The organism is Nautilia lithotrophica (assembly GCF_054656815.1).
Genome location: NZ_BAAHXN010000002.1, coordinates 106,524 through 130,852, shown reverse-complemented (window position 1 = coordinate 130,852; position 24,329 = coordinate 106,524). Strand labels below are relative to the sequence as shown.

25 protein-coding genes are annotated in these 24,329 nt (G+C 34.3%); 7 read left to right on the top strand and 18 right to left on the bottom strand.

What is annotated here, in order from left to right:
* From ACYQ19_RS05215 to pstS, 9 genes are all read right to left on the bottom strand, one after another.
* The gene (locus tag ACYQ19_RS05215) at positions 1–834 is read right to left on the bottom strand and encodes a ParB/RepB/Spo0J family partition protein (RefSeq protein WP_459978374.1); all 834 of its coding nucleotides are present in this window, start codon (positions 832–834) and stop codon (positions 1–3) included.
* The gene (locus ACYQ19_RS05210) at positions 831–1,619 is read right to left on the bottom strand and encodes a ParA family protein (RefSeq protein ID WP_459978373.1); all 789 of its coding nucleotides are present in this window, start codon (positions 1,617–1,619) and stop codon (positions 831–833) included. Before ACYQ19_RS05210 ends, ACYQ19_RS05215 begins: the two co-directional genes overlap by 4 nt.
* Positions 1,616–2,248 carry a biotin--[acetyl-CoA-carboxylase] ligase gene (locus ACYQ19_RS05205; protein WP_459978372.1) on the bottom strand — a complete coding sequence of 211 codons (633 nt, stop codon included), beginning with the start codon at positions 2,246–2,248 and terminating at the stop codon, positions 1,616–1,618. The genes ACYQ19_RS05210 and ACYQ19_RS05205 overlap by 4 nt, the downstream gene beginning before the upstream one ends.
* 25 nt (positions 2,249–2,273) lie before the next feature.
* Entirely contained in the window at positions 2,274–3,164 is an 891-nt protein-coding gene (gene fmt / locus ACYQ19_RS05200; RefSeq protein WP_459978371.1) for a methionyl-tRNA formyltransferase, read from the bottom strand.
* Between the two features lie 484 nt (positions 3,165–3,648).
* Entirely contained in the window at positions 3,649–5,268 is a 1,620-nt protein-coding gene (locus ACYQ19_RS05195; RefSeq protein WP_459978370.1) for an inorganic phosphate transporter, read from the bottom strand.
* A 78-nt stretch (positions 5,269–5,346) separates the two neighbouring features.
* Complete coding sequence (gene pstB, locus ACYQ19_RS05190; protein ID WP_459978369.1) at positions 5,347–6,141, bottom strand: phosphate ABC transporter ATP-binding protein PstB; 795 nt, start codon at positions 6,139–6,141, stop codon at positions 5,347–5,349.
* Between the two features lie 8 nt (positions 6,142–6,149).
* Complete coding sequence (gene pstA, locus ACYQ19_RS05185; RefSeq protein ID WP_459978368.1) at positions 6,150–6,956, bottom strand: phosphate ABC transporter permease PstA; 807 nt, start codon at positions 6,954–6,956, stop codon at positions 6,150–6,152.
* Between the two features lie 31 nt (positions 6,957–6,987).
* On the bottom strand, positions 6,988–8,067 hold the full coding sequence (gene pstC / locus ACYQ19_RS05180; protein WP_459978367.1) for a phosphate ABC transporter permease subunit PstC: 1,080 nt from the start codon (positions 8,065–8,067) through the stop codon (positions 6,988–6,990).
* Positions 8,068–8,111: 44 nt separating this feature from the next.
* Positions 8,112–9,113, bottom strand: a complete 1,002-nt coding sequence (gene pstS, locus ACYQ19_RS05175) for a phosphate ABC transporter substrate-binding protein PstS (protein ID WP_459978366.1) — start codon at positions 9,111–9,113, stop codon at positions 8,112–8,114.
* 127 nt (positions 9,114–9,240) lie between these two features.
* Between pstS and ACYQ19_RS05170 the strand changes: the two genes are divergently transcribed.
* Genes ACYQ19_RS05170 through ACYQ19_RS05160 form a run of 3 tightly spaced genes read left to right on the top strand, consistent with a single transcriptional unit; the run spans position 9,241 to position 11,273 of the window.
* On the top strand, positions 9,241–9,801 hold the full coding sequence (locus tag ACYQ19_RS05170; protein ID WP_459978365.1) for a PhoU domain-containing protein: 561 nt from the start codon (positions 9,241–9,243) through the stop codon (positions 9,799–9,801).
* 20 nt (positions 9,802–9,821) lie between these two features.
* Complete coding sequence (locus tag ACYQ19_RS05165) at positions 9,822–10,460, top strand: response regulator transcription factor (RefSeq protein WP_459978364.1); 639 nt, start codon at positions 9,822–9,824, stop codon at positions 10,458–10,460.
* A 51-nt stretch (positions 10,461–10,511) separates the two neighbouring features.
* Positions 10,512–11,273 carry a sensor histidine kinase gene (locus tag ACYQ19_RS05160; protein ID WP_459978363.1) on the top strand — a complete coding sequence of 254 codons (762 nt, stop codon included), beginning with the start codon at positions 10,512–10,514 and terminating at the stop codon, positions 11,271–11,273.
* A 126-nt stretch (positions 11,274–11,399) separates the two neighbouring features.
* Here the strand turns inward: ACYQ19_RS05160 and ACYQ19_RS05155 are convergent, their stop codons facing one another.
* The 5 genes from ACYQ19_RS05155 to ACYQ19_RS05135 form a co-directional block, all read right to left on the bottom strand.
* On the bottom strand, positions 11,400–11,678 hold the full coding sequence (locus tag ACYQ19_RS05155) for a hypothetical protein (protein ID WP_459978362.1): 279 nt from the start codon (positions 11,676–11,678) through the stop codon (positions 11,400–11,402).
* 42 nt (positions 11,679–11,720) lie between these two features.
* On the bottom strand, positions 11,721–13,592 hold the full coding sequence (gene mnmG, locus ACYQ19_RS05150) for a tRNA uridine-5-carboxymethylaminomethyl(34) synthesis enzyme MnmG (protein ID WP_459978361.1): 1,872 nt from the start codon (positions 13,590–13,592) through the stop codon (positions 11,721–11,723).
* A complete protein-coding gene (locus ACYQ19_RS05145) occupies positions 13,579–14,343 on the bottom strand; it encodes a hypothetical protein (protein WP_459978360.1) in 765 nt (254 codons plus the stop codon). The genes mnmG and ACYQ19_RS05145 overlap by 14 nt, the downstream gene beginning before the upstream one ends.
* Positions 14,344–14,479: 136 nt before the next feature.
* Entirely contained in the window at positions 14,480–14,791 is a 312-nt protein-coding gene (fliN, locus tag ACYQ19_RS05140) for a flagellar motor switch protein FliN (protein ID WP_459978359.1), read from the bottom strand.
* Entirely contained in the window at positions 14,791–15,192 is a 402-nt protein-coding gene (locus ACYQ19_RS05135) for a chemotaxis protein CheX (protein ID WP_459978358.1), read from the bottom strand. Before ACYQ19_RS05135 ends, fliN begins: the two co-directional genes overlap by 1 nt.
* Before the next feature lie 85 nt (positions 15,193–15,277).
* Here ACYQ19_RS05135 and ACYQ19_RS05130 point away from each other — a divergent pair, with 85 nt between their 5' ends.
* From ACYQ19_RS05130 to uvrA, 3 genes are all read left to right on the top strand, one after another.
* Entirely contained in the window at positions 15,278–16,018 is a 741-nt protein-coding gene (locus ACYQ19_RS05130; protein WP_459978357.1) for a sulfite exporter TauE/SafE family protein, read from the top strand.
* The gene (locus ACYQ19_RS05125; protein WP_459978356.1) at positions 16,018–16,473 is read left to right on the top strand and encodes an excinuclease ABC subunit A; all 456 of its coding nucleotides are present in this window, start codon (positions 16,018–16,020) and stop codon (positions 16,471–16,473) included. The genes ACYQ19_RS05130 and ACYQ19_RS05125 overlap by 1 nt, the downstream gene beginning before the upstream one ends.
* 444 nt (positions 16,474–16,917) lie before the next feature.
* Positions 16,918–19,728, top strand: coding sequence for an excinuclease ABC subunit UvrA (uvrA, locus tag ACYQ19_RS05120; protein WP_459978355.1), 2,811 nt, complete (start codon positions 16,918–16,920; stop codon positions 19,726–19,728).
* 195 nt (positions 19,729–19,923) lie between these two features.
* Here uvrA and accA read toward each other — a convergent pair whose 3' ends face one another.
* The 4 genes from accA to fabG all read right to left on the bottom strand — a co-directional run bounded on the left by accA (position 19,924) and on the right by fabG (position 23,206).
* Positions 19,924–20,859, bottom strand: a complete 936-nt coding sequence (accA, locus tag ACYQ19_RS05115; protein ID WP_459978354.1) for an acetyl-CoA carboxylase carboxyl transferase subunit alpha — start codon at positions 20,857–20,859, stop codon at positions 19,924–19,926.
* 9 nt (positions 20,860–20,868) lie between these two features.
* On the bottom strand, positions 20,869–22,089 hold the full coding sequence (locus ACYQ19_RS05110) for a beta-ketoacyl-ACP synthase II (RefSeq protein ID WP_459978353.1): 1,221 nt from the start codon (positions 22,087–22,089) through the stop codon (positions 20,869–20,871).
* Between the two features lie 78 nt (positions 22,090–22,167).
* Complete coding sequence (gene acpP / locus ACYQ19_RS05105) at positions 22,168–22,401, bottom strand: acyl carrier protein (RefSeq protein ID WP_459978352.1); 234 nt, start codon at positions 22,399–22,401, stop codon at positions 22,168–22,170.
* A 61-nt stretch (positions 22,402–22,462) separates the two neighbouring features.
* Complete coding sequence (gene fabG, locus ACYQ19_RS05100) at positions 22,463–23,206, bottom strand: 3-oxoacyl-ACP reductase FabG (RefSeq protein WP_459978351.1); 744 nt, start codon at positions 23,204–23,206, stop codon at positions 22,463–22,465.
* A gap of 67 nt (positions 23,207–23,273) precedes the next feature.
* Between fabG and mraY the strand changes: the two genes are divergently transcribed.
* Complete coding sequence (gene mraY / locus ACYQ19_RS05095; RefSeq protein ID WP_459978350.1) at positions 23,274–24,329, top strand: phospho-N-acetylmuramoyl-pentapeptide-transferase; 1,056 nt, start codon at positions 23,274–23,276, stop codon at positions 24,327–24,329.

Below are 24,329 nucleotides of genomic sequence, written 5' to 3'. Positions count from 1 at the left end.
TTAACCGATTACATTTAAAAGTTTTTCTAATTTTTTCAAATCTTTATTATTTTTGAATTTAATTTTTATAGAATCTTTATTGATTTCAACTTTTAATCCGATTTTTTTAAACTTCTCCGCAATATCCACAACCCTTTTATCAATAGGTGTATTTTCTACTTCCGGCTTTGGATTTTTAAATCTTTGAATCAGTTTTTCGGTATCACGGACATTTAAAGATTTTTTTTCTATTTCTTCTATAACTTTTTTTAATAATTCATCATCGAGTCCTATCAATACTTTTGCATGTCCTACGCTTAAAATACCTTTTTTTATTTTTTCATGAACAAATTCCGGTAAATTTAAAATTCTGAGTAAATTTGTAACATAACTTCTACTTTTGGATATAGCATTTGCAAGTTCCTCATGAGTATATCCATGTTCTTCAATAAGACTTTGAAGTGAATATGCTACCTCTATTGGATTAAGATCTTCTCTTTGGATATTCTCAATTAAAGCATACTCTCTTAAATCATTTTTTGAATAATCTACGACTATCGCTTTAATCAGTTCTTCACCTAAAAGTTTAGTAGCTCTAAGCCTTCTCTCCCCGGCAACCAAAATATATTCATCTTCATTTTTTATTAAAACGATTGGCTGTAAAAGCCCGTATTTTTTTATGGAATTCGCAAGTTCGTTGATAGCTTCTTCATTAAATTCTCTTCTTGGCTGATAGGGATTTGGTTTTATTTTACTAACTTCTATTTCTTCCACCCCGCGGCTTGGCAGCTCTTTTAAATATCCAGCTTCCGCATCTTCAAGTATGGAACTAAGTCCTCTTCCTAATCTTTTCATTGTTCAGATTCCTCTATAATGGTTTTTGCAAGCAGTTCATAGGCAAGCGCACCTGAGCTTTTAATATCATATAAAATAACAGGTTTACCAAAACTTGGTGCTTCGGCAAGTCTTACGTTTCTTGGAATATAAATGTATTTACCGCTTTTTTTGTTTTTAAAAAGTTTACTCGAATAATGGTTTATAAGATCTTGAAAAACCTGTTTTGAGAGGTTATTACTTTTGCTAAACATTGTAGGAAGAAGTCCTTTTATCTTGAGTTTAGGGTTTTTGGTTCTTTGCACAAGTTTTATGGTATTTAGAAGCTGTGCGAGTCCCTCAAGTGCAAAAAATTCTGTTTGAATCGGAATAATAACGCTATCACTAGCACTAAGTGCATTAATAGTAATAGTCCCGAGCATTGGTGGTGTATCGATGATAATATAATCATAATCCTCTTTAAGCTCTTTTATTCTTTCTTTAAGTGTAAGCTCTTTTTTATCAAGATACTCACTCTCTTTTTCAATACCGGCAAGTCCAATATTGGATGGAACCAAATCAAGTGTAGGAATTAATGTATTTAAAATCGTATCATTTATATCTTTACTACCTATTAATACATGATAAAGACTATATTCATAATCACTTCTTAAAAATCCAAGTGAAGACGTGGCATTTGCCTGTGGATCTGCATCAATAAGCAATACTTTCTTTTCTGTAATGGCTATGGATGCTGCAAGATTTACCGCTGTTGTTGTTTTTCCTACCCCGCCCTTTTGATTAGCTACAGATATAATTTCTATCATCGCCTTGAATATATCCTTTTTTCGTTTATTTTTAAACTTCCGTCTTTTTGTAGTTCACCATCAATGGAAAAAACAGACTTATACTTTTCAAACTCTTCTGCAAATTCTTTTATAACTAAGTCCCACTTATAGTTTTTCTGTAGATTGAAAAAAAACCTTTCAAGAATTTTATCATTTTTTACATTAATATCCAAACTGCCAAAATCCTCAGAAGGAGCAAACTTTGTATTTAAACCAATTCCGCAAACTACATAATCTTTTATAATATTAGTAATAACACCACCTATTTTTAAAGCTTTATTTTTTACCAGATACATATCATTTGGCCACTTCATGACAACCTTGCTACCCAACTCATTTAACGTTTTTTTAAATAACCATCCAAAATAAATAGACAAACTCTGAATAGGAATTTCTTTAAATTTATCCTTTTCATAAGTAAAAGAGAAAAAAAGATTACCCTTTTTCCCTATCCATTTATTGTTACGGCTACCAATGCCGTCTGTTTGTAAATCAGTCCATACACATACAGGAGGCTTTATTTCTTTATTTTTAATCTTTTCAATTAAATATTTCTGAGTTGAATCCACCTCTTTTAAATATATTATTGCTAACTTCTCACTTTCCACTTTTCACCCTTCACAACTTCACTACTTAACTACTTATAATATTATCCCCTACTTTCAAACGTTTTCCGTTTACATAATCAACAGCTTTAATCTCTTTTTTTCCAGGAACCTGAATTTTTAATAATTTAATTTTTCCTTTTTTACATCCGATTACAACACCATCGTTTATATCCAATATTACACCTTTTTTATTTTCTGAAACTATATCAATTAGTTCCATTTCATTTATTTTAAAACAATCTGTATAAATCCCGGGCCATGGTTGAAACGCCCTGTATTTTTTATCAATAATATCTGCATCATCAAATGTTACATAACCGTCATGTTTTTTTATTTTCGGAGAATATGATGCTAATGCATCAATCTGTTTTAATGGTTTTATTTTATTGAAATTATCAATCACATAAGGTGTCTGTTTCGCAGCAATTGCTGCAAGTTCATCAAAAAGGTCCATACTTGTTTTTCTTCCAACCTCAGTATAATCCCATGCAAGTATATCTCCCGTATCAAGTCCTATATCCATAAGCATTGCAGTAACACCGGTATATTTATCCCCGTTTAATATTGCGCTTTGAATCGGGCTTGCACCTCTATATTTCGGAAGCAATGAAGCATGAAGATTGATACAAGGTGCAATGTTCAAAATTTTTTCCGGAAGCAAAAGTCCGTATGCAGCTACGACGATAAAATCGGGGTTAATTTTTTCAATAATTTCATCATCTTTTAAAGTAGACGGCGTATATACTTCAAGTTTGTTTTCAAGAGCATATTTTTTTACAGGTGTGGGGGTCAATATTTTTTTTCTTCCAACAGGTTTGTCAGGTTGAGTATAGACGGCCGCTATTTCGTATTTTTTATTAAGTTCATCCAATATTTTAACGCCGTATTCAGGACTTCCCATAAAAACTATTCTCATTAACATCCTTTATTATTTTTGAAATTATATCAATAACCAAAACAAATAAGGATTTTTACCATCAAAATTGGTTTATTGGTATATTTGTTGTTGTATTGGTTATTATGGTTTTAAAGTTTTTGAGGTTAGTTAAGAAGATTATAAGTTAGTTTGGGTTTTTAAAGTTCTTGAGGTTAGTTAAAGTTATTATAGTTTTTAAGGGTTTTGAGATTGTAAAAAGTTATTAGTGCCAGGCACTTAGCAGCTCCTGAAACATGAAATGCTTTTTCAACTTTTCTCTATCCTTCTCTTTCATCCCTATTTATATTTGAACTTGGAACCGGAACTTGGCAACTTTTTTACATCAGCTTTCCCACCTCTGTTCTTTTTTTCACTTTTTTTCACAATTTCCATTCCTTTATTTGTATAGTGCCTGACACTTATATTAAATTCAAATAAAAAAGGAAAATGAAACTTCATTTTCCATTGAATCATTTTCCATTAATTATAACATCATACCTTTTATCATAAAGAAAATCATTGCTGCAAGCACTGCTGCCACAGGCACGGTTATAAGCCATGCAGCAATAATTTTTTTGAAAAGATCTCTTTTTACGTATTTAACTTTTTCTTCTTTTTTAAGGATTTTTTTAAATCTTTTTATAGTTTTTTCTAATTCTTCCGTAACTTCAATAAGTTCAACTATTCTTTTATAATCATCTTTATTTTTGTCCGTTTTTTGTTGTAAATCTTCAAGTTCAAGTTCATAGGCTTTTAATTTTTTTTCCGCTTCTTCAATTTCTTTTTCTATTTCATCTTCTTTTTGTTCTACAAGATGCAGCCATTCTCTTAAGAAACCAACTCCAAATATAGCCCCAACAGCAATATGTGTAGAACTAACAGGAAGTCCAAGCTGTGAAGCTATAATAACTGTAATTGCCGCAGCAAGAGCAACACAAAAACCTCTAATTGGATCAATTTTAGTAATTTCGTCACCGACCGTTTTAATAAGTCTTGGTCCGTAAAGTGCAAGACCTATGGAAATACCAAGTGCACCTATAGCCATTACCCAAAAAGGAATTGCTGATTTACTTGCAATTCCACCACTTAAAACAGCATCTGAAATAGCCGCAAGAGGACCTACAGCATTCGCAACGTCATTTGCGCCATGAGCAAAACTAAGAAGTGCAGCAGAAAAAATCAGAGGAATAGTAAAGTATCTGTTAATCCCTTCTCTTGTATTTAATATTTCTTCTTTTTTAAGCTTAGCAACCATAAGAAAGTAAACTGCTATTCCAAAAATAAGTCCAAAAATAGTAGCAACACCAAAAGTCGGTTTTTTGGTATGCGGCAAGAACGTTAAAACATCAGTAATATTTACCCAAACGTGTTTTAAACCTTTCATTGTCAAATATGTTACAAATGCCCAAGTCATTATGGCAACATACACTGGAACCCATTTTCTAGCAGCATTTGCCATATCTGATTTAAATACAACCGTTTTTTTAATAGCATATAAAAACCCTGCTGCAATAATTCCACCAAGAACCGGCGAAATAACCCAAGACGCGGCTATTTTACCCATTGTTCCCCAGTGAACTATGCTAAATCCGGCAGCTGCAATTCCAGCCCCCATAACACCACCTACAATTGAGTGAGTTGTAGATACAGGCGCTTTAAAAGCTGTAGCAAGGTTTAACCAAAGTGCAGCCGCTAGAAGAGCTGACATCATAGCCCAGATAAATACATTAACATCACCGCCAAATGCCGATAAATCAATAATTCCTTTTCTAATCGTATTAGTAACGTCCGCACCTGCTATAAGCGCACCCGCAGCTTCGAAAATTGCGGCGATAACAATCGCTCCCGTAAGGCTCAATGCCCTGCTTCCGACTGCAGGTCCGACATTATTGGCAACATCGTTTGCACCTATGTTCATAGCCATATAAGCACCAAAAACGGTTGCAATAACCAAAAACAGATTATTCGGAACACTTCCTGTTTTTGCATATGTATATATAACAACTACAGCAATGAAAATTAAAGCAATACCAAGGCGCATTAAATCAATACCAGCAGATTTTCTAGCCTTTTTTTCTATTTTAGAGACAGTTTGAAGTTCCATTACAACCTCTTTTTTTTATAAGAATTTTACAAAAAGAAAAGAAATAAGTAAATGAAGACGATGTATGTCTTAAATATTTTAACCAAATTTCCCGGCAATATAATCAGCCGTATGTTTTTCTTTTGGATTAAGGAATATTTGAGTCGTTTCACCAAATTCTATAAGTTCACCCAAATACATATATGCAGTGTAATCGCTGATACGGCTGGCCTGCTGCATATTGTGCGTAACGATCACTATTGTCACCTTATCTTTAAGCTGTGTTATGAGCTCTTCAATGGAAAGAGTTGATATTGGATCAAGCGCGCTCGTAGGTTCATCCATTAATAGCACTTCAGGTTCTACCGCAATGGCCCTTGCTATACATAATCTTTGCTGCTGACCACCGCTAAGCCCTCTTGCGTCATCATTTAGTCTATCTTTTACCTCATTCCATAAAGCCCCGCCTTTAAGAGCATCTTCCACACGTCCGTCAAGTTCGCTTTTGTTTTTGATACCTTTTAGTCTCAGCCCATAAGCAATATTGTCATATATACTCATCGGAAAAGGTGTTGGTTTTTGGAAAATCATTCCAACTCTTTGGCGAAGGTTGATAAGATCGTTTTCTTTTTTATATTCAAGAATATTTTCCATTTCACCATCTTCAAATTTTTTAAGAAGAATTTCACCTTCGTATTTATTACCGGGATAAAGGTCATGTATTCTATTAAGACTTCTAAGAAGCGTTGATTTACCGCATCCACTGGGTCCTATTAAAGCCGTAACCTTTCCTTCGTAAACAGGTAAATTAATATTTTTAAGTGAAGGCTTTAATGCCCCGGCATATGTAAAACTGAAATTTTTTATATCCATTACTCTTTTTTCCATTTTCATCTCCATTCTTATTTTTTATCTTTTATAATGTATCTTCCCAGAAGATTAATTATTAAAACAAAAAGTGTTAAAATAAAAGCACCCGCCCAAGCGATTCTTACCAAATTTTCATCAGGCATCGTTGCAAGGTTATATATCGCAACAGTCAAACTCGGAAATGTTTCATTAAGATTCAGTGTAAAATATTCGCTGTTTCCACTTGTAAAAAGAAGTGGTGCTGTCTCCCCTACGATTCTTGCAAAAGCAAGCAAAATTCCAGTCATAATACCCACTTTTGCAGCTTTAATAATAATATCGAAAATAACTTTATATTTCGGTGCTCCAATTGCAACCCCTGCTTCTCTAAGCTCTTTTGGAACAAGCCCCAACATATCGTCCGTGGTTCTTACTACAATCGGTATCATCATAATGGCAAGTGCAATAGCACCCGCCCATCCGTTTTGATGTCCTACCGGTGTTACCACAATGGCATATACAAACGTTCCTATTACGATTGAAGGTGCGGACATCATAACATCACTCAGGTTTCTTATAAACTGAGCGTATTTGTTGCCAAAAGAATATTCCTGAAGATAAATACCGGCAACCATTCCGATAGGAACACCTATTGCCACAGCAATTAAAGCCAATACAAACTGCCCAACAAGCAGGTTTCTAAGTCCGTTGTTTACCAGGTCGTTTGTAAAAATATGTAAATCAATTGCACCTATACCTTTGATCGTTAGGGTAATAAGGATCCAAAACAAAAACCCAAGACCCACAACCGCACTTAAAGTCGAAAGCAGTAAAACTATTTTGTTTATAACTAGTCTCATATAAACCCTTTATTTTGAAAAATATTTAACTTCATCTCTTTTCCCTTAAAAAATAAAACTTCGCAAAACTTATTACCGCAAAAGAAATTACGAATAAAATTAAAGCCAGATAAAATAATGCACTTAAACTCATCCCGCTGCTTTCGGCAAAGTTGTTTGCCAATACAACCGGAATTGAAACGGTCGGGTCAGTTAATTTATGAGGGAAACTGAAAACACCCCCTATTACGAAAGCAACAGCCATAGTCTCACCAAGCGCCCTGCCAAGAGCCAAAATCATACTACCGATTATACCTTTTTTTGCATAAGGAAATATGACATCTTTAATTACTTCAAATTTTGTAGCACCCATGGCATAAGCAGACTCTTTCAAAACATTTGGTGTAGTGTTCATACTATCTCTTGTAAGAGAAGCCATAAAAGGAATAATCATAACAGCCAATACCATACCGGCTACAAGTAAAGAAACACTACTTCCACCAAACATATCCGCCACAAGAGGTCCAAAATAAAACAATCCCCACATACCATAAATAATACTTGGAATTGCAGCCAAAAGCTCAATTGCTATACCTACCGGTTTTGCAATAAAAGGTGGTGCTATTTCGCTTAAAAAAATTGCAATACCCATGGCAATAGGCACCGCAAAAATCATAGCAAGTATTGTAGAAAGTATAGTCCCTACAATAGGTATAAGTCCTCCGTAAATTGTTTTTACATTTGAAGATGCACCAATATCTTCATCTTGAGAAACAGATAAATCATCACTATCTTGCGGTATAGATATGTCATCATTATCTTGGGGGATTGCTATGTCTTCTTTATCTTGAGGAATTGAAATATCTTCATTATCCTGAGGTATAGCCACATCTTCATTATCTGTAGGAATCTCGTTATCAGTAACTTTATTTGTTGTATTATTGGCAGATTTATCAAATTCTTGAGCAGAGGTTTGAAGCGTAACACCCCATCTAGGATCTACTACAAAATGCAGTCCATATTCTTTGATTGCAGGTTTTGCATATAAAAACAATACAACAAATATGGCTGAGAGAAGTATTAAAATAAACGTAGCACTTAGTGAAGAAACTTTTCTAAAAAATGATTCCATACTTCACCTTTATAATTATTTCGATACAAAAAGGTTTTAAAAGCCTATTTTTCAGGGCTTATACCTTTTTCTTTCCAATATTTCATTATTTGAGCTTTTACATTTGAAGGCAGTGGAATGTATCCTAATTTAGCTGCTGCCTCATCTCCGTTTTTATATGCATAATTAAAGAATGCCGTTACTTTTTTATCAGTATTAATTTTTTCCTGTGGCACTAAAATAAATGTGGAAGCAATTATAGGATACCCTTTTTTAGGATATGCGATAATTTTGTAAAAGTCTTTTTTAGGATCAAATCCTGCGTATTTAACACCTTTTGCAAAGTTTTCAGGTGTAGGCGTCACAAAACTCCCATCAGCCGCCTGAATAACAGCCATTTTAAGCCCATTTTTCTTAGCATCAGCATAATCCACATAACCTATAGAATAATTATTTGTTTTAATTGCTGCACTAACACCAAAGTTACCTTTTCCGGCAATTCCCCTGCCCTGTGCGTCAGTAGGCCAGTTTATAAGTTTTCTTGCACCAAATTTTCCTCTCCACGTTTTGCACATTTTGCTTAAATAGTATGTAAAATTAAAAGTAGTTCCCGATTTGTCGCTTCTGTGAACAAAAATGATTTTTTTATGAGGGAGTTTTTCGTTTGGATTGTATTTAATTATTAAAGGATTATCCCAATATTTAATATTTCCAAGAACAATACCTTTAATAGCCGCTTCGCTAAGCTTTAAATTATTAACACCAGGAATATTGTATCCAAACACAATTCCTCCAACAACCGTAGGAAACTGATAAAGTTTTGCTTTTTTAAGTGTTGCCGGAGTTAAAGGTTTGTCGCTTCCACCAAATGCCACGTGTCTGTATGCAACTTCTTTAATACCGGTTCCGCTTCCGGTTGCAGTATAGTTTACTCTGTTTCCAGTTGCTTCATAATAACTTTTAATCCATTGTTTATATACAGGATATGGAAAACTAGCCCCCGTTCCGTTAATTGTAAATGCAAAAGAACTTACAGCTATCAACATTCCTAAAATAAATTTTCTCATAAGCCTTCCTTTTTTTGATTTGCGAAATTGTAAAACACTAAGATAACATTTTGATAACAATCAATAACAAATTGATAACAATGCTGATTATTTTTTAATGTTATAATTCAAATTAAAAAGGATTTATATGCTAAGTGCATTTGAAAAAGCATTAAACAATATAAATGATAAATTTATAGGATATATTGAAGCTATTGAAGAATCCCTACAAAAAAAAGAATTGACAGAAGAGTTTTTTTTAATTGATTTAAAAGAATTTGACAATGAAGTTATTAAATTTTTAGCACTATTTCATCCTCAGGGGGAATTTTTGCGTGAAGTAGTGGCTTATTTAAAAATAAGCTCATTCCTTTCTAAAATCAAAAAATCTACAAAAGCATTTATTAAAAAATATGATTTTGAAGATGAAAAAATCGACGCACTTTATCAAAACGCACTTTCTACTATTGATACTCTTAAACTTGCAGTTAAAGGCGACACTATTGAAGATGCTTATTCAACGATTATAAGCTATGAAAAAATAGCGGATGAAATATATAAAGACCTTGTTCTTGAAGTAAAACAAAAAGATGATGTTGACGAAATTTTAAAAATATTAAACATTGCAAAAAAACTGGAAAGAATCAGTGACAGCGCTAAAACTATAGCATCATATCTTCTGTTTGCTAAAGAGGGACTGGAACTTTAATTGAAAATGGGGAATTAAAAATGATAACTATTGCGATTATTGAAGACGAAGAGGATCTTTTAGAACTGCTTGAGTTCACTTTGCAGCAAAACGGCTATGACGCCGTTGGATTTACTAATACAACAAAAGTTAAAGATTTTATAATCGAGGAAAATCCTGATTTGCTGATAGTTGATAGAAATCTTCCTGGAATTGAAGGAAGTAAATTCGTTGAAAATCTAAAAAAAGAAGGTTATGAAATTCCGGTAATTTTTCTTACTGCAAAAGCAAATGAAGATGACATCGTCGAAGGCTTTGAAAGAGGAGCAGATGATTATATTACAAAACCTTTTAACATGAAAGAACTTCTTGCAAGAATTAAAGCTGTGTTGAAAAGATATAATATATCTTCAAGTTTAATTTCTTATAAAGATTATCATCTCGATTTAAACAACAGAACATTAACACACGAAAATATTGATATTCCCCTTACACCTTCTGAATTTAGATTACTTGAACTTTTCTTTAAAAACAAAAAAAGGACTCTAACCCGTGATGAGATTATGGAACATTTGGATATTTCTAATGAAAAAAGTGTAAATGTTGCAATAAATAGACTAAATCACAAAGTCGGTAACATCATCGAAAGCGTTAGAGGTGTAGGATACAAATTAAAGTGAGAAGTGTAAAATGAAAAGTGAAAAGTTAAAATAAAAATGGAGAATTGAGAATTGAGAATTGAGAATTTTTTAAAAAAAATCTTTTTTTCTGAAGAGTTAAAAGAGCTTGAACAATTGAAAGATGAAAACAAAAAACTCAAAAAAGAAAACAAAAAATTAAAAATATTAAATTCGTCAAAAGACGAACTCATATCCGCAATTTCTCATGAATTTAAAAACCCTATATCAATCATAAACGGATATATTGAAACGATTCTCTCAAACGATCTTCCAAAAGAAATGAACGAAAAGTTTCTAAAAAAAATTCAAAAAAATTCCCTTAGATTAAGTGATCTAATTGACAGACTTTATCTTATAACACGGCTTGAAAACGAAAAAGTAAAAGTTAAATTCAGCAAATTTGATTTATGTGAAACAGCTAAAAATATAATAGAAAGTTTCAATACAAATAGAATAATCTTAAATTGTAAAAAAACAGAAATTTATGCGGATAAAACACTTATGGAGATTGTAATATACAACCTAATCTCAAACGCACTTAAATATTCAAAAAAAGAAGTAACAATAAATATTAATGAAAATTTTGAAATTAAAGACAAAGGAAAAGGCATAGAAGAAAAAGAAATAGAATTAATCAAACAAAAATTTTACCGAATAGCCAAAAACGACTGGGATAATTCATTGGGATTAGGGCTGGCAATTGTTGAAAAAATACTTAAAATTCATAAAACACATCTTCAGATTGAAAGCGAAAAAGGAAAAGGAAGCAGGTTTTATTTTGATATTACTTCATTAAAAAGTAAGGAACCATAATAATAATTCCGGTAAGGATTAGAAGCCCTATAAATATTCCAAATATAAACTTGCCGAAATTAAACGGCTTTTCTTCCTGAGTGTTATTCTCAGTATTTAACTCTTTGTTTTCCATGCCAAATTCTCCTAATTAATTTCTTTTACGTTTGCAAACGCGGCTTTTAGATACGTCGTATCTTCAGGTGTCAAAATATAAAATGTATCGCTTCCGTCACTAAGATTAAAAAGATCTGCAAGTGCATCCACATTCATAGCTTTAAACCCATTTTTTCTTACTTCCTCAATCGCCTCTAAATCGTTTACACAAAAAACAGGCGTCTCAGGAAGAGTTTTTGCAACCTCAACGGCTTTTTTAATTCTTTCAAACTTATCTTTATCTGCGGTATATACATAAATATATGTCATTAAATTCCTTTTTTAGCAATTATATAAAAAAGACAAAATTTGTCAACTTTTCTTTTTTCTCATATTGATATACATATGGATTATATCGATAGCCGCAGGTGTTACCCCGCTTATTTCACTTGCCGCAAAAAGTGTAGGCGGTCTGAACTTTTCAAGTTTTTCAACAATTTCACGGCTCAGACCCGGAATTCCTTTGTATTCAAAATCTTCAGGGATTTTTACGCTTAGCATTTCTTTCATTTTATCAATCTGTGCTTTTTGTCTTTCGATATAGTGGTGATATCTTGCATCTATCAAAATCTGCTCAAGCGCGTCTTCGCTGAATTCTTTAAATTCAGGTGCCAGTTTTAGAAGTTTTTCTTTATTGAATGTGTGTCTTCCGGCTATTTTTCTTATTTCCATTTTGCTTTGGATTTTTTCTTCGCCCATTTCCTCAAGAAGTGCGTTTATCTGTTTGTTAGGCGTTACAAACGTTTCATTGAGTATTTTCATTCCCTTATTTATCTCTTCTCTTAATTTCTGCACCCTCTCATACGTCTTATCATCCAAAATTCCAAGCTCATGTCCGTAATCCGCAAGTCTTAGAATTGCATTATCTTCTCTGAGTAGGAGTCTATATTCACTTCTGCTTGTAAACATTCTATATGGTTCGTTTGTCCCTTTTGTAACCAAATCGTCAATAAGCACACCTATATATGCTTCGTCCCTTCTGAAAATTATTGGCTCTTTGCCGTCGATTTTAAGCGCTGCGTTGATTCCGGCCATAATTCCCTGAGCGGCGGCTTCTTCGTATCCCGTCGTTCCGTTAATCTGCCCCGCAAAGAAAAGGCCTTCGATTTCTTTAGTCTCAAGTGAATGTTTAAGGTTTGTAGGCTGTATGAAATCGTATTCAATTGCATATCCGAATCTCACTATTTTAGCATTTTCAAGCCCCGGGATTGAATGGATAAAGTCTTCCTGAACATCCATAGGAAGAGAAGTCGAAAGTCCGTTTAGATAATATTCCGTGGCTTCCAAAGTCTGAGGCTCCACAAATACGTGATGGCGTTCTTTATCAGGGAATTTATTCAGTTTATCTTCGATACTTGGGCAGTATCTAGGACCCACACCCTCAATCTGTCCCGTAAAAAGCGGGGCTCTGTGGAAGTTACTTTTAATAATGTCGTGTGTCGTTTCGTTTGTATATGTTATGTAACACGGAAGCTGAGTCGGGTTAAACGTTTTTTTATCCGTTCTGAAACTAAAAGGTTTAGGGTTTTCATCACCCGGCTGTATTTCCATTTTGGAAAAATCAATAGTTCTTGCATCAATCCTTGCGGTAGTTCCGGTTTTTAATCTCTCTAACTTAAATCCCAAGTCCTCAAGAGATTTGCTGATCTTTTTAGCCGGAAGTTCGTGAAATCTTCCACCTTCAAGTTTAACGGGACCGAAATGCATAATACCTCTCATAAACGTCCCGGTGGTAAGAATAAGGGCTTTTGTTTTGTATTCGTTTAAAAGATTGGTTTTAACCCCGACAACTTTTCCGTTTTTTACGATTATTTCGTCAACTATTTCCTGTGCTATGGTTAAATTAGGCGTATTTAGACATACCGTTCTCATATATATTCTGTATCTGTCCATATCTATCTGCGCCCTGGACCCTCTCACCGCCGGACCCCTGTTTTCATTAAGGATCCTGAACTGAATACCTGCATGGTCGGTAGCAAGAGCCATTTCTCCGCCAAGTGCGTCTATTTCTTTAACCAAATGCCCTTTTGCAAGACCTCCGATTGCCGGGTTACAGCTTGCCGCTCCGATTTGTTCCACAAGCATGGTAAGAAGTAAAACTTTTTTACCCATTCTGGCAGGTGCTAATGCGGCTTCTATTCCCGCATGCCCACCGCCTACTACTATTACATCAAATTCTTTCATCAAACTCCTTTAGTTTTTCGGCATTTTCAATGTATTTTTCTATATTTCCGTATTTTTTGGAAAGTTTCAGCATTTCATCAAATTCAACTTCATTTTTAGGTATAGCAACATCCTCCACAAATACATCGAGCAAAACATTGGTATTGCCTATAAGCATTAGATATTTTCTGCTCTGATATTCAAAAAGAACAATTTTGTTTTTTGCATCCACAGGTTTTTGGGCCAAAACCTTCATATCTTCTTTTAATTTCGGAAGATGAACGGCTTTTTTCTTTATATACCACAAAATAAAAGCCAATATAATTAAAATTGTTATTCCGACAATATAAGACAATGTATCAAGACCCTGCCTGTTTACGCTCAGATTTTTTATGCTGTTATTTTGAATACCGGTCTTTTGAACAGGCTTGGTATTGATTATTCTAAACCTCACCCCGTATCCGTCCGGTGTCAGCGCAACAGACGTTTTAAATACACTATTGGAAGTTATGTCTATTTTTACGCCGTTTTTTTCAGGCGAAATTATAATAGAATTTATAAAATTTTTCTTGAACTCTTTTTGAATAATTTTATCAGTGCTGATTCCCGTAATGATATATGAATTTTTAGATATTTGCTTTACTTTTCCTTTAAATGCGTCATCAAGAGAAAACAGAACATCAAGCTTGTTTTTTCCTTCAAAAAAATTCACATTAATTAAATTTGCACCAAATAAAAATATTCCTAAAAATAAAAAAATTATTTTTTTCACAAAAACTCCTTCTTTTTAAGTCGATAAGCTGTTAAGTAGGTAAGTTGTGAAGGGCGTATATGCAATATTATCGTATTTTATATAAACTTTTATAATTTCCTTCACAACCTCACAACTTATCTACTTCACAACTTGCCTAATGTTCTTTTGTTAAGTAATATATCAGCTGGTTTGCATCAAGCACTTCATTAAGCCTTATTGCAAGGTTTTTCTCATATACCATAACCTCACCTTTACCTATTATACGGCCATTTATATAAACTTCGGCACTTTCACCTTCCGGTTTTTGAAGGTCTATTACGCTTCCTTTTTGTAATGCAAGTATCTCTCTTAATGTAATGTCAACCCTTCCAAGATCGCTTTCAAAAAGCACTTCTGTGTCTAAAAGATTTGAATAATCCGGAATAAACTCTTCGATATCTTCTTCTGTAAATTTTTTTTCTTCCATTATTTCTCCTTAAACAGGATATAAAAACATTTGTTTCCGTTAAATTTAAACGACAATATATCGTCATAATCAATATTTCCGTCAAATTCTCCAAGAAATTCCGGGACTGAAATATCAAAATTTATGTTTTTTTTAGCGGCTATTATTTTTGCGTTTCCAATAATCTGATTTGCAATTTCTTTTGTCAAATCTTCCGTATCGTAATTATCTTCACCAAAATAATAATTGGCAATATAACTTAATTTTTCGTTCGGGACAATTATATATATATCATAATTTTCATCGCCATTTATTGAAATTTTACTCACAAAACCGCCGCTTACTTTTTCATCACACTCGTCGGCTTTGGCTTCAATAGAATCCATAAAGTTTTGAACTGCTTCTTTGATAATATTAAACATCCCTTTTCCTTTTTAGATTTTATAAAACATTAATAAACTTCTGTTTATTTTTACTATGATATAATTTTATCAAAAAAGGCTTAATTTGATAAGTGCCGTAATTATTGGAATTTTCGTAGGGTTCGCTTCCGGTTTTTTTGGAATAGGAGGCGGGACTGTTTTAGTTCCCGTTTTGCTTTTTTTAGGTTTTCATTTTAAAGAAGCAATAGGAATCAGTGTAACTCAGATGATGCTAAGTTCAATTTACGGATCATATCTTAATTACAAAAAAGGCCTTTTAAAAATCAAAAACGGCCTCTCGCTTGCCGTTGGAGGCGCTCTGGGTGCAAGTCTTAGCGGATATATTGTAAAACATACTTCAAAAGAGGTTTTGGGATTTATATTTTTAACACTTGTATTCATTGCTATAGTAAGATTTTTTATAACAGTCCCGGAACCAAAAGACGAACCGCCGATTGATAACAAAAAGCTGTTTTTTATAGGATTTTTCGTAGGAATGATTGCAATAAGCGTAGGTGTTGGGGGTGCCATATTAATCACACCCATACTTGTAGGATTTTTGCATTACAGACTTAAAACAACCGTGAGTTTGAGTCTCTTTTTTGTGGTTTTTTCTTCAATTTCTGGATTTATTTCACAAAGCCTTGCAGGACATATAGACTATTCCAAAGGTTTTACAATCGGTCTTGCATCCCTTATAGGCACATATTTCGGTATCAAACTATACCATACAATGAGCCCTAAACATCATAAAAAATTCCTACTTGTATGGTATATATTCGTATTTTGCGCAACAACATACAAACTCTATTTTCAAGGACATTAATGGATATTAAACTTTTAACCGAACTTATCGTAATACTTCTAATTGGGTTTAGAATATACACACTTGAAAAATTCGGAATCAAATCAGCTGCCGATAAATTGTTTGCGCTTTATTACATAAAAAACCACTATCCCCTTATAGGTTATACCATCATTTTTTATATATTTGAAATAATTATCATAGAGATGATAGCCCTTAAAATAGTGGATATTACACTTATAATTATCGCAATGATTGAACTATTTATGATCTATAGACATCTTTTTATAGCTCTTAAAACGGACGACAGGGACGATTACATAGACACGGTTATTAAAAGAATGTTTACAACCCTCACCTACAGCGAATACCAGCAGATAAAAGACGAACTTTACAAACACCAGCCAAAATGGAAACTATACATAACCGAAATGCTTGTGTTTTTCTTTGCTATATGGGCGATTGAGTTTCAGTAAGAAAAGTAGTTAAGGTTTTTGAAATTAGTTATGATTTTTAAAATTGCTTAAGGTTATTTAATGCATCGATATATTTTATTAGGGTTGTTGTGTTTTTTGAGGTTATTAAAGTTATTAAGTTATTAAGGTTTTATAGTTATTAAAATGATTTGAGATAATTGAAATTTTATGATTTTTGAACTTGTTAATATATTAGTAATAAACAAGGGGTCTGTCACTATTAAGTTCTATTTTTTTATCTTAAATTATTTTGATTTTGTGCCTTACGCATCCCAAAAAATTTCACAACTTTTTAAGAACTTCTATTTTTCCATTTAGAAACAATTGTAACTGATACAGGTAAAAATTTATTGCTTCAAAAATTATTTTAATAAACCCATTTCTTAAACTTTCCTTAAATTTATGGTATAATTCGCGATTAATTTCACGCAGGAGCATAAATAAATGGATAAAATCAAAATAATAGGTGCCAGGGAAAACAACCTCAAAAATATAAACCTTGAAATACCAAAAAATAAGCTTATAGTATTTACGGGACTATCAGGAAGCGGCAAATCCACACTTGCATTCGATACTCTTTATGCAGAGGGTCAGAGAAGATATATTGAAAGCCTTTCAAGTTATGCAAGGCAGTTTTTGCAAAAAACAGGAAAACCGGAAGTGGATAAAATAGACGGGCTTACCCCGGCTATTGCAATTGATCAGAAAACCACCTCCAAAAACCCACGCTCAACAGTAGGAACGGTTACAGAAATATACGATTATTTAAGACTATTATATGCAAGAATCGGTATCCAGCACTGCCATCTGTGCGGCAAGCAGATAACCCAGATGACCCCCCAGGATATTATAAATGAAGTGCTAAAACTTCCCGAAGGCGCCAAAATAATCATTTACGCTCCTATTGTAAAAGAGAAAAAAGGCGAATTTCACGATCTGCTTGAGAAACTTCGAAAAGAAGGAATTATAAGAGCATACATAGACGGCGTTATTGTTAGACTTGATGAAGAGATTGAGCTTAAAAAAACAAAAAAACATACCATCAAAGCTATAATAGACAGGGTTATCGTAAAAGAAGAAAACAAATCCAGAATAGCTGAAGCTGTTGAAAAGGCTCTTAATAAAAGCTTTGGTGAGGTTGAAATAGAAATATTAAACGCAAAAGAATTAGGGCTTGATAGGGATTTTATCCATTACAGCGAACATCTTGCGTGTTTTGATTGTAAGATAAGTTTTGAAGAACTTGAACCTGTGAGTTTTTCGTTCAACTCACCAAAAGGCGCCTGTCCGAAATGTGACGGGCTTGGTGTTACTTATACGCTTGACATTGAAAAGGTTATAAAAGACAAGCCTCTGAATAAAGGCGCAATCCCGCTTATTTGGGGATTTAACAAAAAATATTATCAGGAATTTTTTAAAGCTCTGTGTCGTGAACTTGATATAGATATGAATAAAAGCTTTTTCGAACTTGACGACCTTCAAAAAAGAATAATTTTAAACGGAACCGCTTACGATATAGAATTCGAATACGGAAAACACAAAATTTCAAAAAGATGGCCGGGACTAAGACAAATAGCGCTTGATTTATATAAAGACGAAGATATGAGCGAAATTATGAGTGAGAGCATATGTCCTTCATGTAAAGGATTCAGACTCCGTCCGGAAAGCCTGGCGGTTAAAGTAGCGGGAAAAACGATAAGTGAAATTATCTCAATGCCTATAAGCGATGCGTATGAGTTTTTCAAAAACGAAGAAAACTTCTCACATCTAAACGAGCAAGAAAAAAGAATTGCCGAGCCTATTTTAAAAGAGATAAGGGAAAGACTCTTTTTCCTTGTGGACGTGGGACTCGGATACCTCACCCTTCATAGAGACGCAAGAACGATCAGCGGGGGTGAGAGCCAGAGAATAAGAATCGCAAGCCAAATCGGAAGCGGACTGACCGGCGTTATGTATGTATTAGACGAGCCGAGTATCGGACTGCATGAAAGAGATACGCTTAAACTCATAAACACACTTAAAAACTTAAAAAACAAAGGCAACACCGTAATAGTCGTAGAACACGACAGGGAAACCATCCTTAATGCGGATCATATCGTGGATATCGGTCCTGGAGCGGGGAAATTCGGAGGAGAGGTAATATTTAGCGGAAATGTGGATGAACTTCTAAAAAGCGACACCGAAACGGCAAAATACATTAAACGGGAAAAAGACATAAACTATAGAAAAGACAGACCTCAAAGCGAATGGATAGAAATTAAAAACGTAAATATTCACAATATTAAAAATTTAGACGTAAAAATTCCTTTGAGAAACCTCGTATGTGTTACGGGGGTAAGCGGAAGCGGGAAAAGCTCGCTTATTTTGCAGACACTTCTTCCCGTTGCAAGGGAAATACTAAATCACGCACACAAAATCCAAAAGGTAAAAGGCGTGGAAATTAAGGGGCTTAAACAGCTTGATAAAGTAATTTATCTCGACCAGAGCCCTATCGGAAGAACACCGAGAAGCAACCCCGCAACTTACACAGGTGTGTTTGATGATATAAGAAACCTCTTTGCCCAGACTCCCGAAGCGCAGCTTAGAGGCTATACGCCAGGGAGATTCAGCTTTAACGTAAAAGGCGGAAGATGTGAGGTGTGTAAGGGTGAAGGACAGATAAAAATAGAAATGCACTTCCTGCCGGATGTAATGGTAACATGCGAAGCGTGCGGCGGAAAAAGATATAACGAACAGACGCTTGAAATTAAATACAAAGGCAAATCAATTGCGGATGTGCTTGAAATGAGTGTGGATGAAGCGTATGATTTTTTTGAAAAAATACCTAAAATAAAACAGAAACTCAAAACCCTAAAAGACGTGGGGCTCGGATACATTACACTCGGACAAAACGCCACAACCCTAAGCGGAGGGGAAGCACAGAGAATTAAGCTATCTAAAGAGCTCAGCCGCCGCGATACAGGAAATACTCTTTATATTCTTGACGAACCTACAACGGGGCTTCATTTTGCGGATATCGACAGGCTCGTTCAGGTGCTTCAGCATCTTGTTGATCTTGGAAACAGCGTAATTGTAATCGAACACAACCTCGATTTTATTAAAAACGCGGATTATATTATCGATATGGGGCCTGAAGGCGGAAGCGGAGGCGGAAAAGTAATAGCAACAGGAAGTGTTGAGGAAGTAGCAAAAAAATACACAGATATAAGCTATACCGCAAAATTTTTGGCTCAGGAAATTAAAAACACTAAATAAAAATTTAAAAACCCTCAGACTCTCTTCCCTCTTACAACAGATCCTTGCAACATTTTAAACAGATAATTAAACAACATATTCATCAAGTTTTCCATATAAAGTGTTTGGTGCCTGACACTATAATGCAAGACTGATATAAACATCTTAAAATCTGCAAACTGATTATTCATCAGTTATAAAAAAGCAACGAAAAAATTATTTTTCGTCAAAACTTCCGTAATTTAAATATTTTTCAAATCTTTTTTGAAGAAGTTCTTCTTTTGAAAGTTCTTTTAATTCTTTTACTTTTTCCAAAAAGTAATTTTTAATGTTTTTGGCCGTGGTTTCATAATCTCTATGAGCCCCCTCTAACGGCTCGTCTATAATATCATCTATAAGACCCAATTCTTTAAGCTCTTCTGCCGAAATTTTAAGAGCTTTTGTGGCGGTTTCGGCTTTTGAATTATCACCCCATAAAATAGCGGCACAACCTTCCGGTGAAATGACGCTGAATACCGAATATTTTAACATTGCGAATTTATCCGCCACACCTATTGCAAGCGCACCGCCACTTCCGCCTTCACCGATTACAACAGAAACTGTTGGGGTTTTGATTCTGGAAAGTTCAAATAAGTTTCTGGCAATTGCTTCACTTTGACCTCTTTCTTCAGCCCCGATACCCGGAAATGCACCCGGTGTATCTACAAGAAAAAGAATAGGCAAATCAAACTTTTCAGCAAGTTTTGCTACCCTAAGAGCCTTTCTGTATCCTTCCGGATGAGGCATTCCGAAGTTTCTTGCAAGTTTTTCTTTTGTGTTTCTACCTTTTTCTTCACCAATTACAACACATTTAGTATTATCAATCATTCCTATATAACATACAATAGATGCGTCGTCTCTAAATTCTCTATCACCATGTATTTCGATTTTTTCATCCATAATTAAATCAATAAAATCTATTGCATGAGGTCTGTCCGGATGACGTGCTAAAAGAAGTTTCTGATAAGGTGTTAGGTTTTTAAATGTTTTTTCTATTTCTTTTTCAAGTTCTTTTTGTAAAGTAGAAGCGGCATGAGAGTCGCCTTTTATTTTAGCGACGTCAATCTGCTCTTTTAATTCTTCAATTCTTTTTTCAAAATCAAGTACTGCCAAAGTATGCCTTTATTTTACTTTTTTAAAGATTACAACTCCGTTTGTCCCACCAAAACCGAATGAGTTAGACATTGCTACATTTATTTCAGCTTCTCTTGCTTCATTCGGAATATAATCCAAATCACAATCTGGATCAGGTTCTTCATAGTTTATTGTTGGTGGCATTATATTTCTTTCCATCGCCATTAATGTAATAACGGCTTCAATAGTTCCGGCAGCACCGAGGCAATGCCCTGTAGCACCTTTTGTAGAACTAACAGGCGGGCAGTTTTCTTTGCTTCCGAAAAGTGTTTTAAGTGCCATTGTTTCATACATATCATTATATTTTGTAGATGTTCCGTGAGCATTAACATAATCTATTTTAGGTTCACCGGCCATTTCATAAGCCATCTTCATAGCTCTATATGCACCTTCGCCGCCTGGTGCTGGCGTTGTAATATGGTTTGCATCACCGCTTTCACCAATTCCTATTATTTCAGCGTAAATTTTGGCACCTCTTGCCACTGCGTCTTCATATTTTTCAAGTATTAAACACGCTCCGCCCTCACCCATTACAAATCCGTCTCTTTTCGCATCAAAAGGTCTTGAAGCGTGCGCAGGATCGTCATTTCTTGTTGAAAGTGCCTTCATAGCGGCAAATCCACCTACACCTATTTCACAAATCGCAGCCTCACCTGCAACGACCATCATTTTATCCGCAAGTCCAAGTTTAATAGTTTTAAAAGCTTCAGTAATGGCATGTGTTCCAGCCGCACAAGCAGTAACACTTGAAAGGTTAGGGCCTTTTAGTCCGTATTCGATAGAAACAAATCCACCAAGCATATTTACAAGTGCACTTGGAATAAAAAATGGAGATATTCTTCTAGGACCTCTTGTTTCACAAATAACAGAATTCTTTTGAATATTTGGCAGCCCGCCTATTCCACTTGCTGCTGAAATACCAAATCTGTTTCCGTCATAATCGCTAAGTCCGCTATCAGCCATTGCTTCTTTGGCAGCCGCAATTCCTAAATGAATAAATCTATCAGCTTTTTTTACTTCTTTAGGATCCATAACGTTTTTAGGATCAAAACCTTTAACTTCCCCCGCTATTTGAGAACCGAACCCTTCAGGATCAAAATGTGTTATTCTGTCAATTCCGGTCTTTCCGGCAATAATATTTTCAAATGCCTCTTCTTTATTGAGACCAACTGCATTTATCATACCTATTCCGGTTACAACAACTCTCATATATTTCCTTTTTTTGAGGTTAATATTAATAGATATTATAAAAATATCCGTTAATATTATCCCCGGAAGGGAAAAAAATTAAGATTTTGCTTTTTCGATGTAATCGATTACATCCTGAACAGTTTGGATTTTTTCAGCTTCACTATCAGGAATTTCGATTTCAAATTTTTCTTCAAGAGCCATAATCATTTCAACAACGTCAAGGCTGTCAGCTCCAAGATCTTCTACGAATTTAGCTTCCGGTTTAACTTCTTCAGGAGCAACGTTTAATTGCTCAACGATAACTTCTTTTACTTCATCAAATAATGCCATTATTTCTCCTTTTGTTTTTTATTTTTGCCATTTTAGCATAAAATTGTTTAATTCTCAATTTTTACATATACATTCCACCATTTACTTTTAAAGTCTCACCAGTAATGTAACTAGCAGCATCACTTAAAAGAAAAGCAACCGCGTTTGCAACTTCACTAGGTGCTGCGAATCTTTTTAGAGGAATTCTATTTAGCATCTCTTCTTTTACCTTTTCAGGCAAATCTTTTGTCATATCGGTATCAATAAATCCAGGCGTTACGCTGTTAAATCTAATTCCCCTAGCCGCACCTTCGAGTGCGAATGTTTTTGTCATTGCGATTACGCCGCCTTTGCTTGCCACATAGTTTGCCTGTCCCAAATTGCCAGCTTCCGCTACAACACTTGCTACATTTACAACGCTTCCAAATCTTTTTTTACTCATAACCTTAAGAGCTTCCCTGCAACCTACAAATGTAGAAGTAAGGTTTGCGTCAATTACTTTTTTGAAATCTTCAACACTCATTCTCATTGCAAGTTTGTCGTTTGTAATACCTGCGTTGTTTACAAGGTAACTAAGTTCCCCGTCGCTGTCGATTATAGTTTTTATAGCTTCTACAAAAGCTTTTTCATCGCTAACGTCAAAACCTATTACAGCCGCCTGACCTCCGGCTGCTTCAATCTCTTCTTTAACCCTATCTGCAGCTTCTGCACCGCTTCTGTAGTTTATCCATACTTTAAGTCCGTATCCAGCTAAAACTTTTGCGATTTCAGCACCTATTCCCCTGCTTGCACCCGTAACTAAAACATTCTTTCCACTGAATTTCATAAAATCTCCTTCATTAACATTTCGTTCACTTTTATTATGATAAAATTTTATCTAAAAAAGGCAAATAATGTTATATTACCTTTATGAACAATTTCATATAAACATATTCCATTATATTACTTTTAGAGCAATTTTGGCATTCTTTTTATCATTTTTCATTACAATAACAATTATGCCCAAATTTATAAAATGGGCCAAATCAAAAGCCACTCAACCGATTTTTGAACTTGCACCTGACAATCACAAAACAAAAAATTCTACCCCGACAATGGGTGGGCTTATTTTTATTTCAAGCGCAATTATTTCCATACTGATTACAACAGAATTAAATAAATACGTATTATTAACTCTTCTGTTACTTGTTTATTTTACATACCTCGGTTTTATAGATGACTTTGGAAAAATTAAAGGCTCTTCAAATCAGGCAGGACTTAGTGCCAAAAAAAAATTCGCTCTTCAATGGATAGGTGCACTGGTTATTTCTTATCTGCTTATTAAAATAGGATTTGACACAAAACTTTATGTGCCTTTTTACAAATACCCTGTTTTTGATATGGGTTATTTTGCAATTGTTTTCTGGGCGTTTATTATTGTTGCCATGAGCAATGCGGTAAATCTTACAGACGGACTTGACGGACTTGCCACGGTTCCGTCTATATTTTCCCTGTTTACACTAGGAATACTTTTATATATAGTCGGAAACTATAAATTTAGCTCATATCTTTTTTATCCTTTTGAGCTTGGTGTCGGTGAACTTACCATAATCGTATTTGCACTAATCGGTGCACTTTTAGGCTTTTTATGGTATAACGCGAATCCTGCAGAAGTGTTTATGGGTGATAGTGGAAGTCTGCCTCTTGGAGCGTTGCTTGGATTTTTGGCAATAGTCGCTAAGAGTGAGCTTCTTTTAATATTTATAGCGTTTGTATTTATAATGGAAACCGTATCTGTTATATTGCAGGTGGGAAGTTACAAGACAAGAGGCAAAAGAGTTTTCAAAATGGCACCTATACATCATCATTTCGAAATGCTGGGATGGAAAGAAAATAAAATTACGATAAGATTCTGGATAATGGCATTAATTACAAATTTAATAGCAATTTTATCCATAAAAATTAGATAA

What these genes read in the sequence shown, in the direction of transcription:
- ACYQ19_RS05215 (WP_459978374.1), bottom strand. Translation starts at nt 834, where the DNA reads ATGAAAAGATTAGGAAGAGGACTTAGTTCCATACTTGAAGATGCGGAA.
- ACYQ19_RS05210 (WP_459978373.1), bottom strand. Translation starts at nt 1,619, where the DNA reads ATGATAGAAATTATATCTGTAGCTAATCAAAAGGGCGGGGTAGGAAAA.
- fmt (WP_459978371.1), bottom strand. Translation starts at nt 3,164, where the DNA reads ATGAGAATAGTTTTTATGGGAAGTCCTGAATACGGCGTTAAAATATTG.
- ACYQ19_RS05195 (WP_459978370.1), bottom strand. Translation starts at nt 5,268, where the DNA reads ATGGAACTTCAAACTGTCTCTAAAATAGAAAAAAAGGCTAGAAAATCT.
- pstB (WP_459978369.1), bottom strand. Translation starts at nt 6,141, where the DNA reads ATGAAAATGGAAAAAAGAGTAATGGATATAAAAAATTTCAGTTTTACA.
- pstA (WP_459978368.1), bottom strand. Translation starts at nt 6,956, where the DNA reads ATGAGACTAGTTATAAACAAAATAGTTTTACTGCTTTCGACTTTAAGT.
- pstC (WP_459978367.1), bottom strand. Translation starts at nt 8,067, where the DNA reads ATGGAATCATTTTTTAGAAAAGTTTCTTCACTAAGTGCTACGTTTATT.
- pstS (WP_459978366.1), bottom strand. Translation starts at nt 9,113, where the DNA reads ATGAGAAAATTTATTTTAGGAATGTTGATAGCTGTAAGTTCTTTTGCA.
- ACYQ19_RS05170 (WP_459978365.1), top strand. Translation starts at nt 9,241, where the DNA reads ATGCTAAGTGCATTTGAAAAAGCATTAAACAATATAAATGATAAATTT.
- ACYQ19_RS05165 (WP_459978364.1), top strand. Translation starts at nt 9,822, where the DNA reads ATGATAACTATTGCGATTATTGAAGACGAAGAGGATCTTTTAGAACTG.
- ACYQ19_RS05155 (WP_459978362.1), bottom strand. Translation starts at nt 11,678, where the DNA reads ATGACATATATTTATGTATATACCGCAGATAAAGATAAGTTTGAAAGA.
- mnmG (WP_459978361.1), bottom strand. Translation starts at nt 13,592, where the DNA reads ATGAAAGAATTTGATGTAATAGTAGTAGGCGGTGGGCATGCGGGAATA.
- fliN (WP_459978359.1), bottom strand. Translation starts at nt 14,791, where the DNA reads ATGGAAGAAAAAAAATTTACAGAAGAAGATATCGAAGAGTTTATTCCG.
- ACYQ19_RS05135 (WP_459978358.1), bottom strand. Translation starts at nt 15,192, where the DNA reads ATGTTTAATATTATCAAAGAAGCAGTTCAAAACTTTATGGATTCTATT.
- ACYQ19_RS05125 (WP_459978356.1), top strand. Translation starts at nt 16,018, where the DNA reads ATGGATATTAAACTTTTAACCGAACTTATCGTAATACTTCTAATTGGG.
- uvrA (WP_459978355.1), top strand. Translation starts at nt 16,918, where the DNA reads ATGGATAAAATCAAAATAATAGGTGCCAGGGAAAACAACCTCAAAAAT.
- ACYQ19_RS05110 (WP_459978353.1), bottom strand. Translation starts at nt 22,089, where the DNA reads ATGAGAGTTGTTGTAACCGGAATAGGTATGATAAATGCAGTTGGTCTC.
- acpP (WP_459978352.1), bottom strand. Translation starts at nt 22,401, where the DNA reads ATGGCATTATTTGATGAAGTAAAAGAAGTTATCGTTGAGCAATTAAAC.
- fabG (WP_459978351.1), bottom strand. Translation starts at nt 23,206, where the DNA reads ATGAAATTCAGTGGAAAGAATGTTTTAGTTACGGGTGCAAGCAGGGGA.
- mraY (WP_459978350.1), top strand. Translation starts at nt 23,274, where the DNA reads ATGTTATATTACCTTTATGAACAATTTCATATAAACATATTCCATTAT.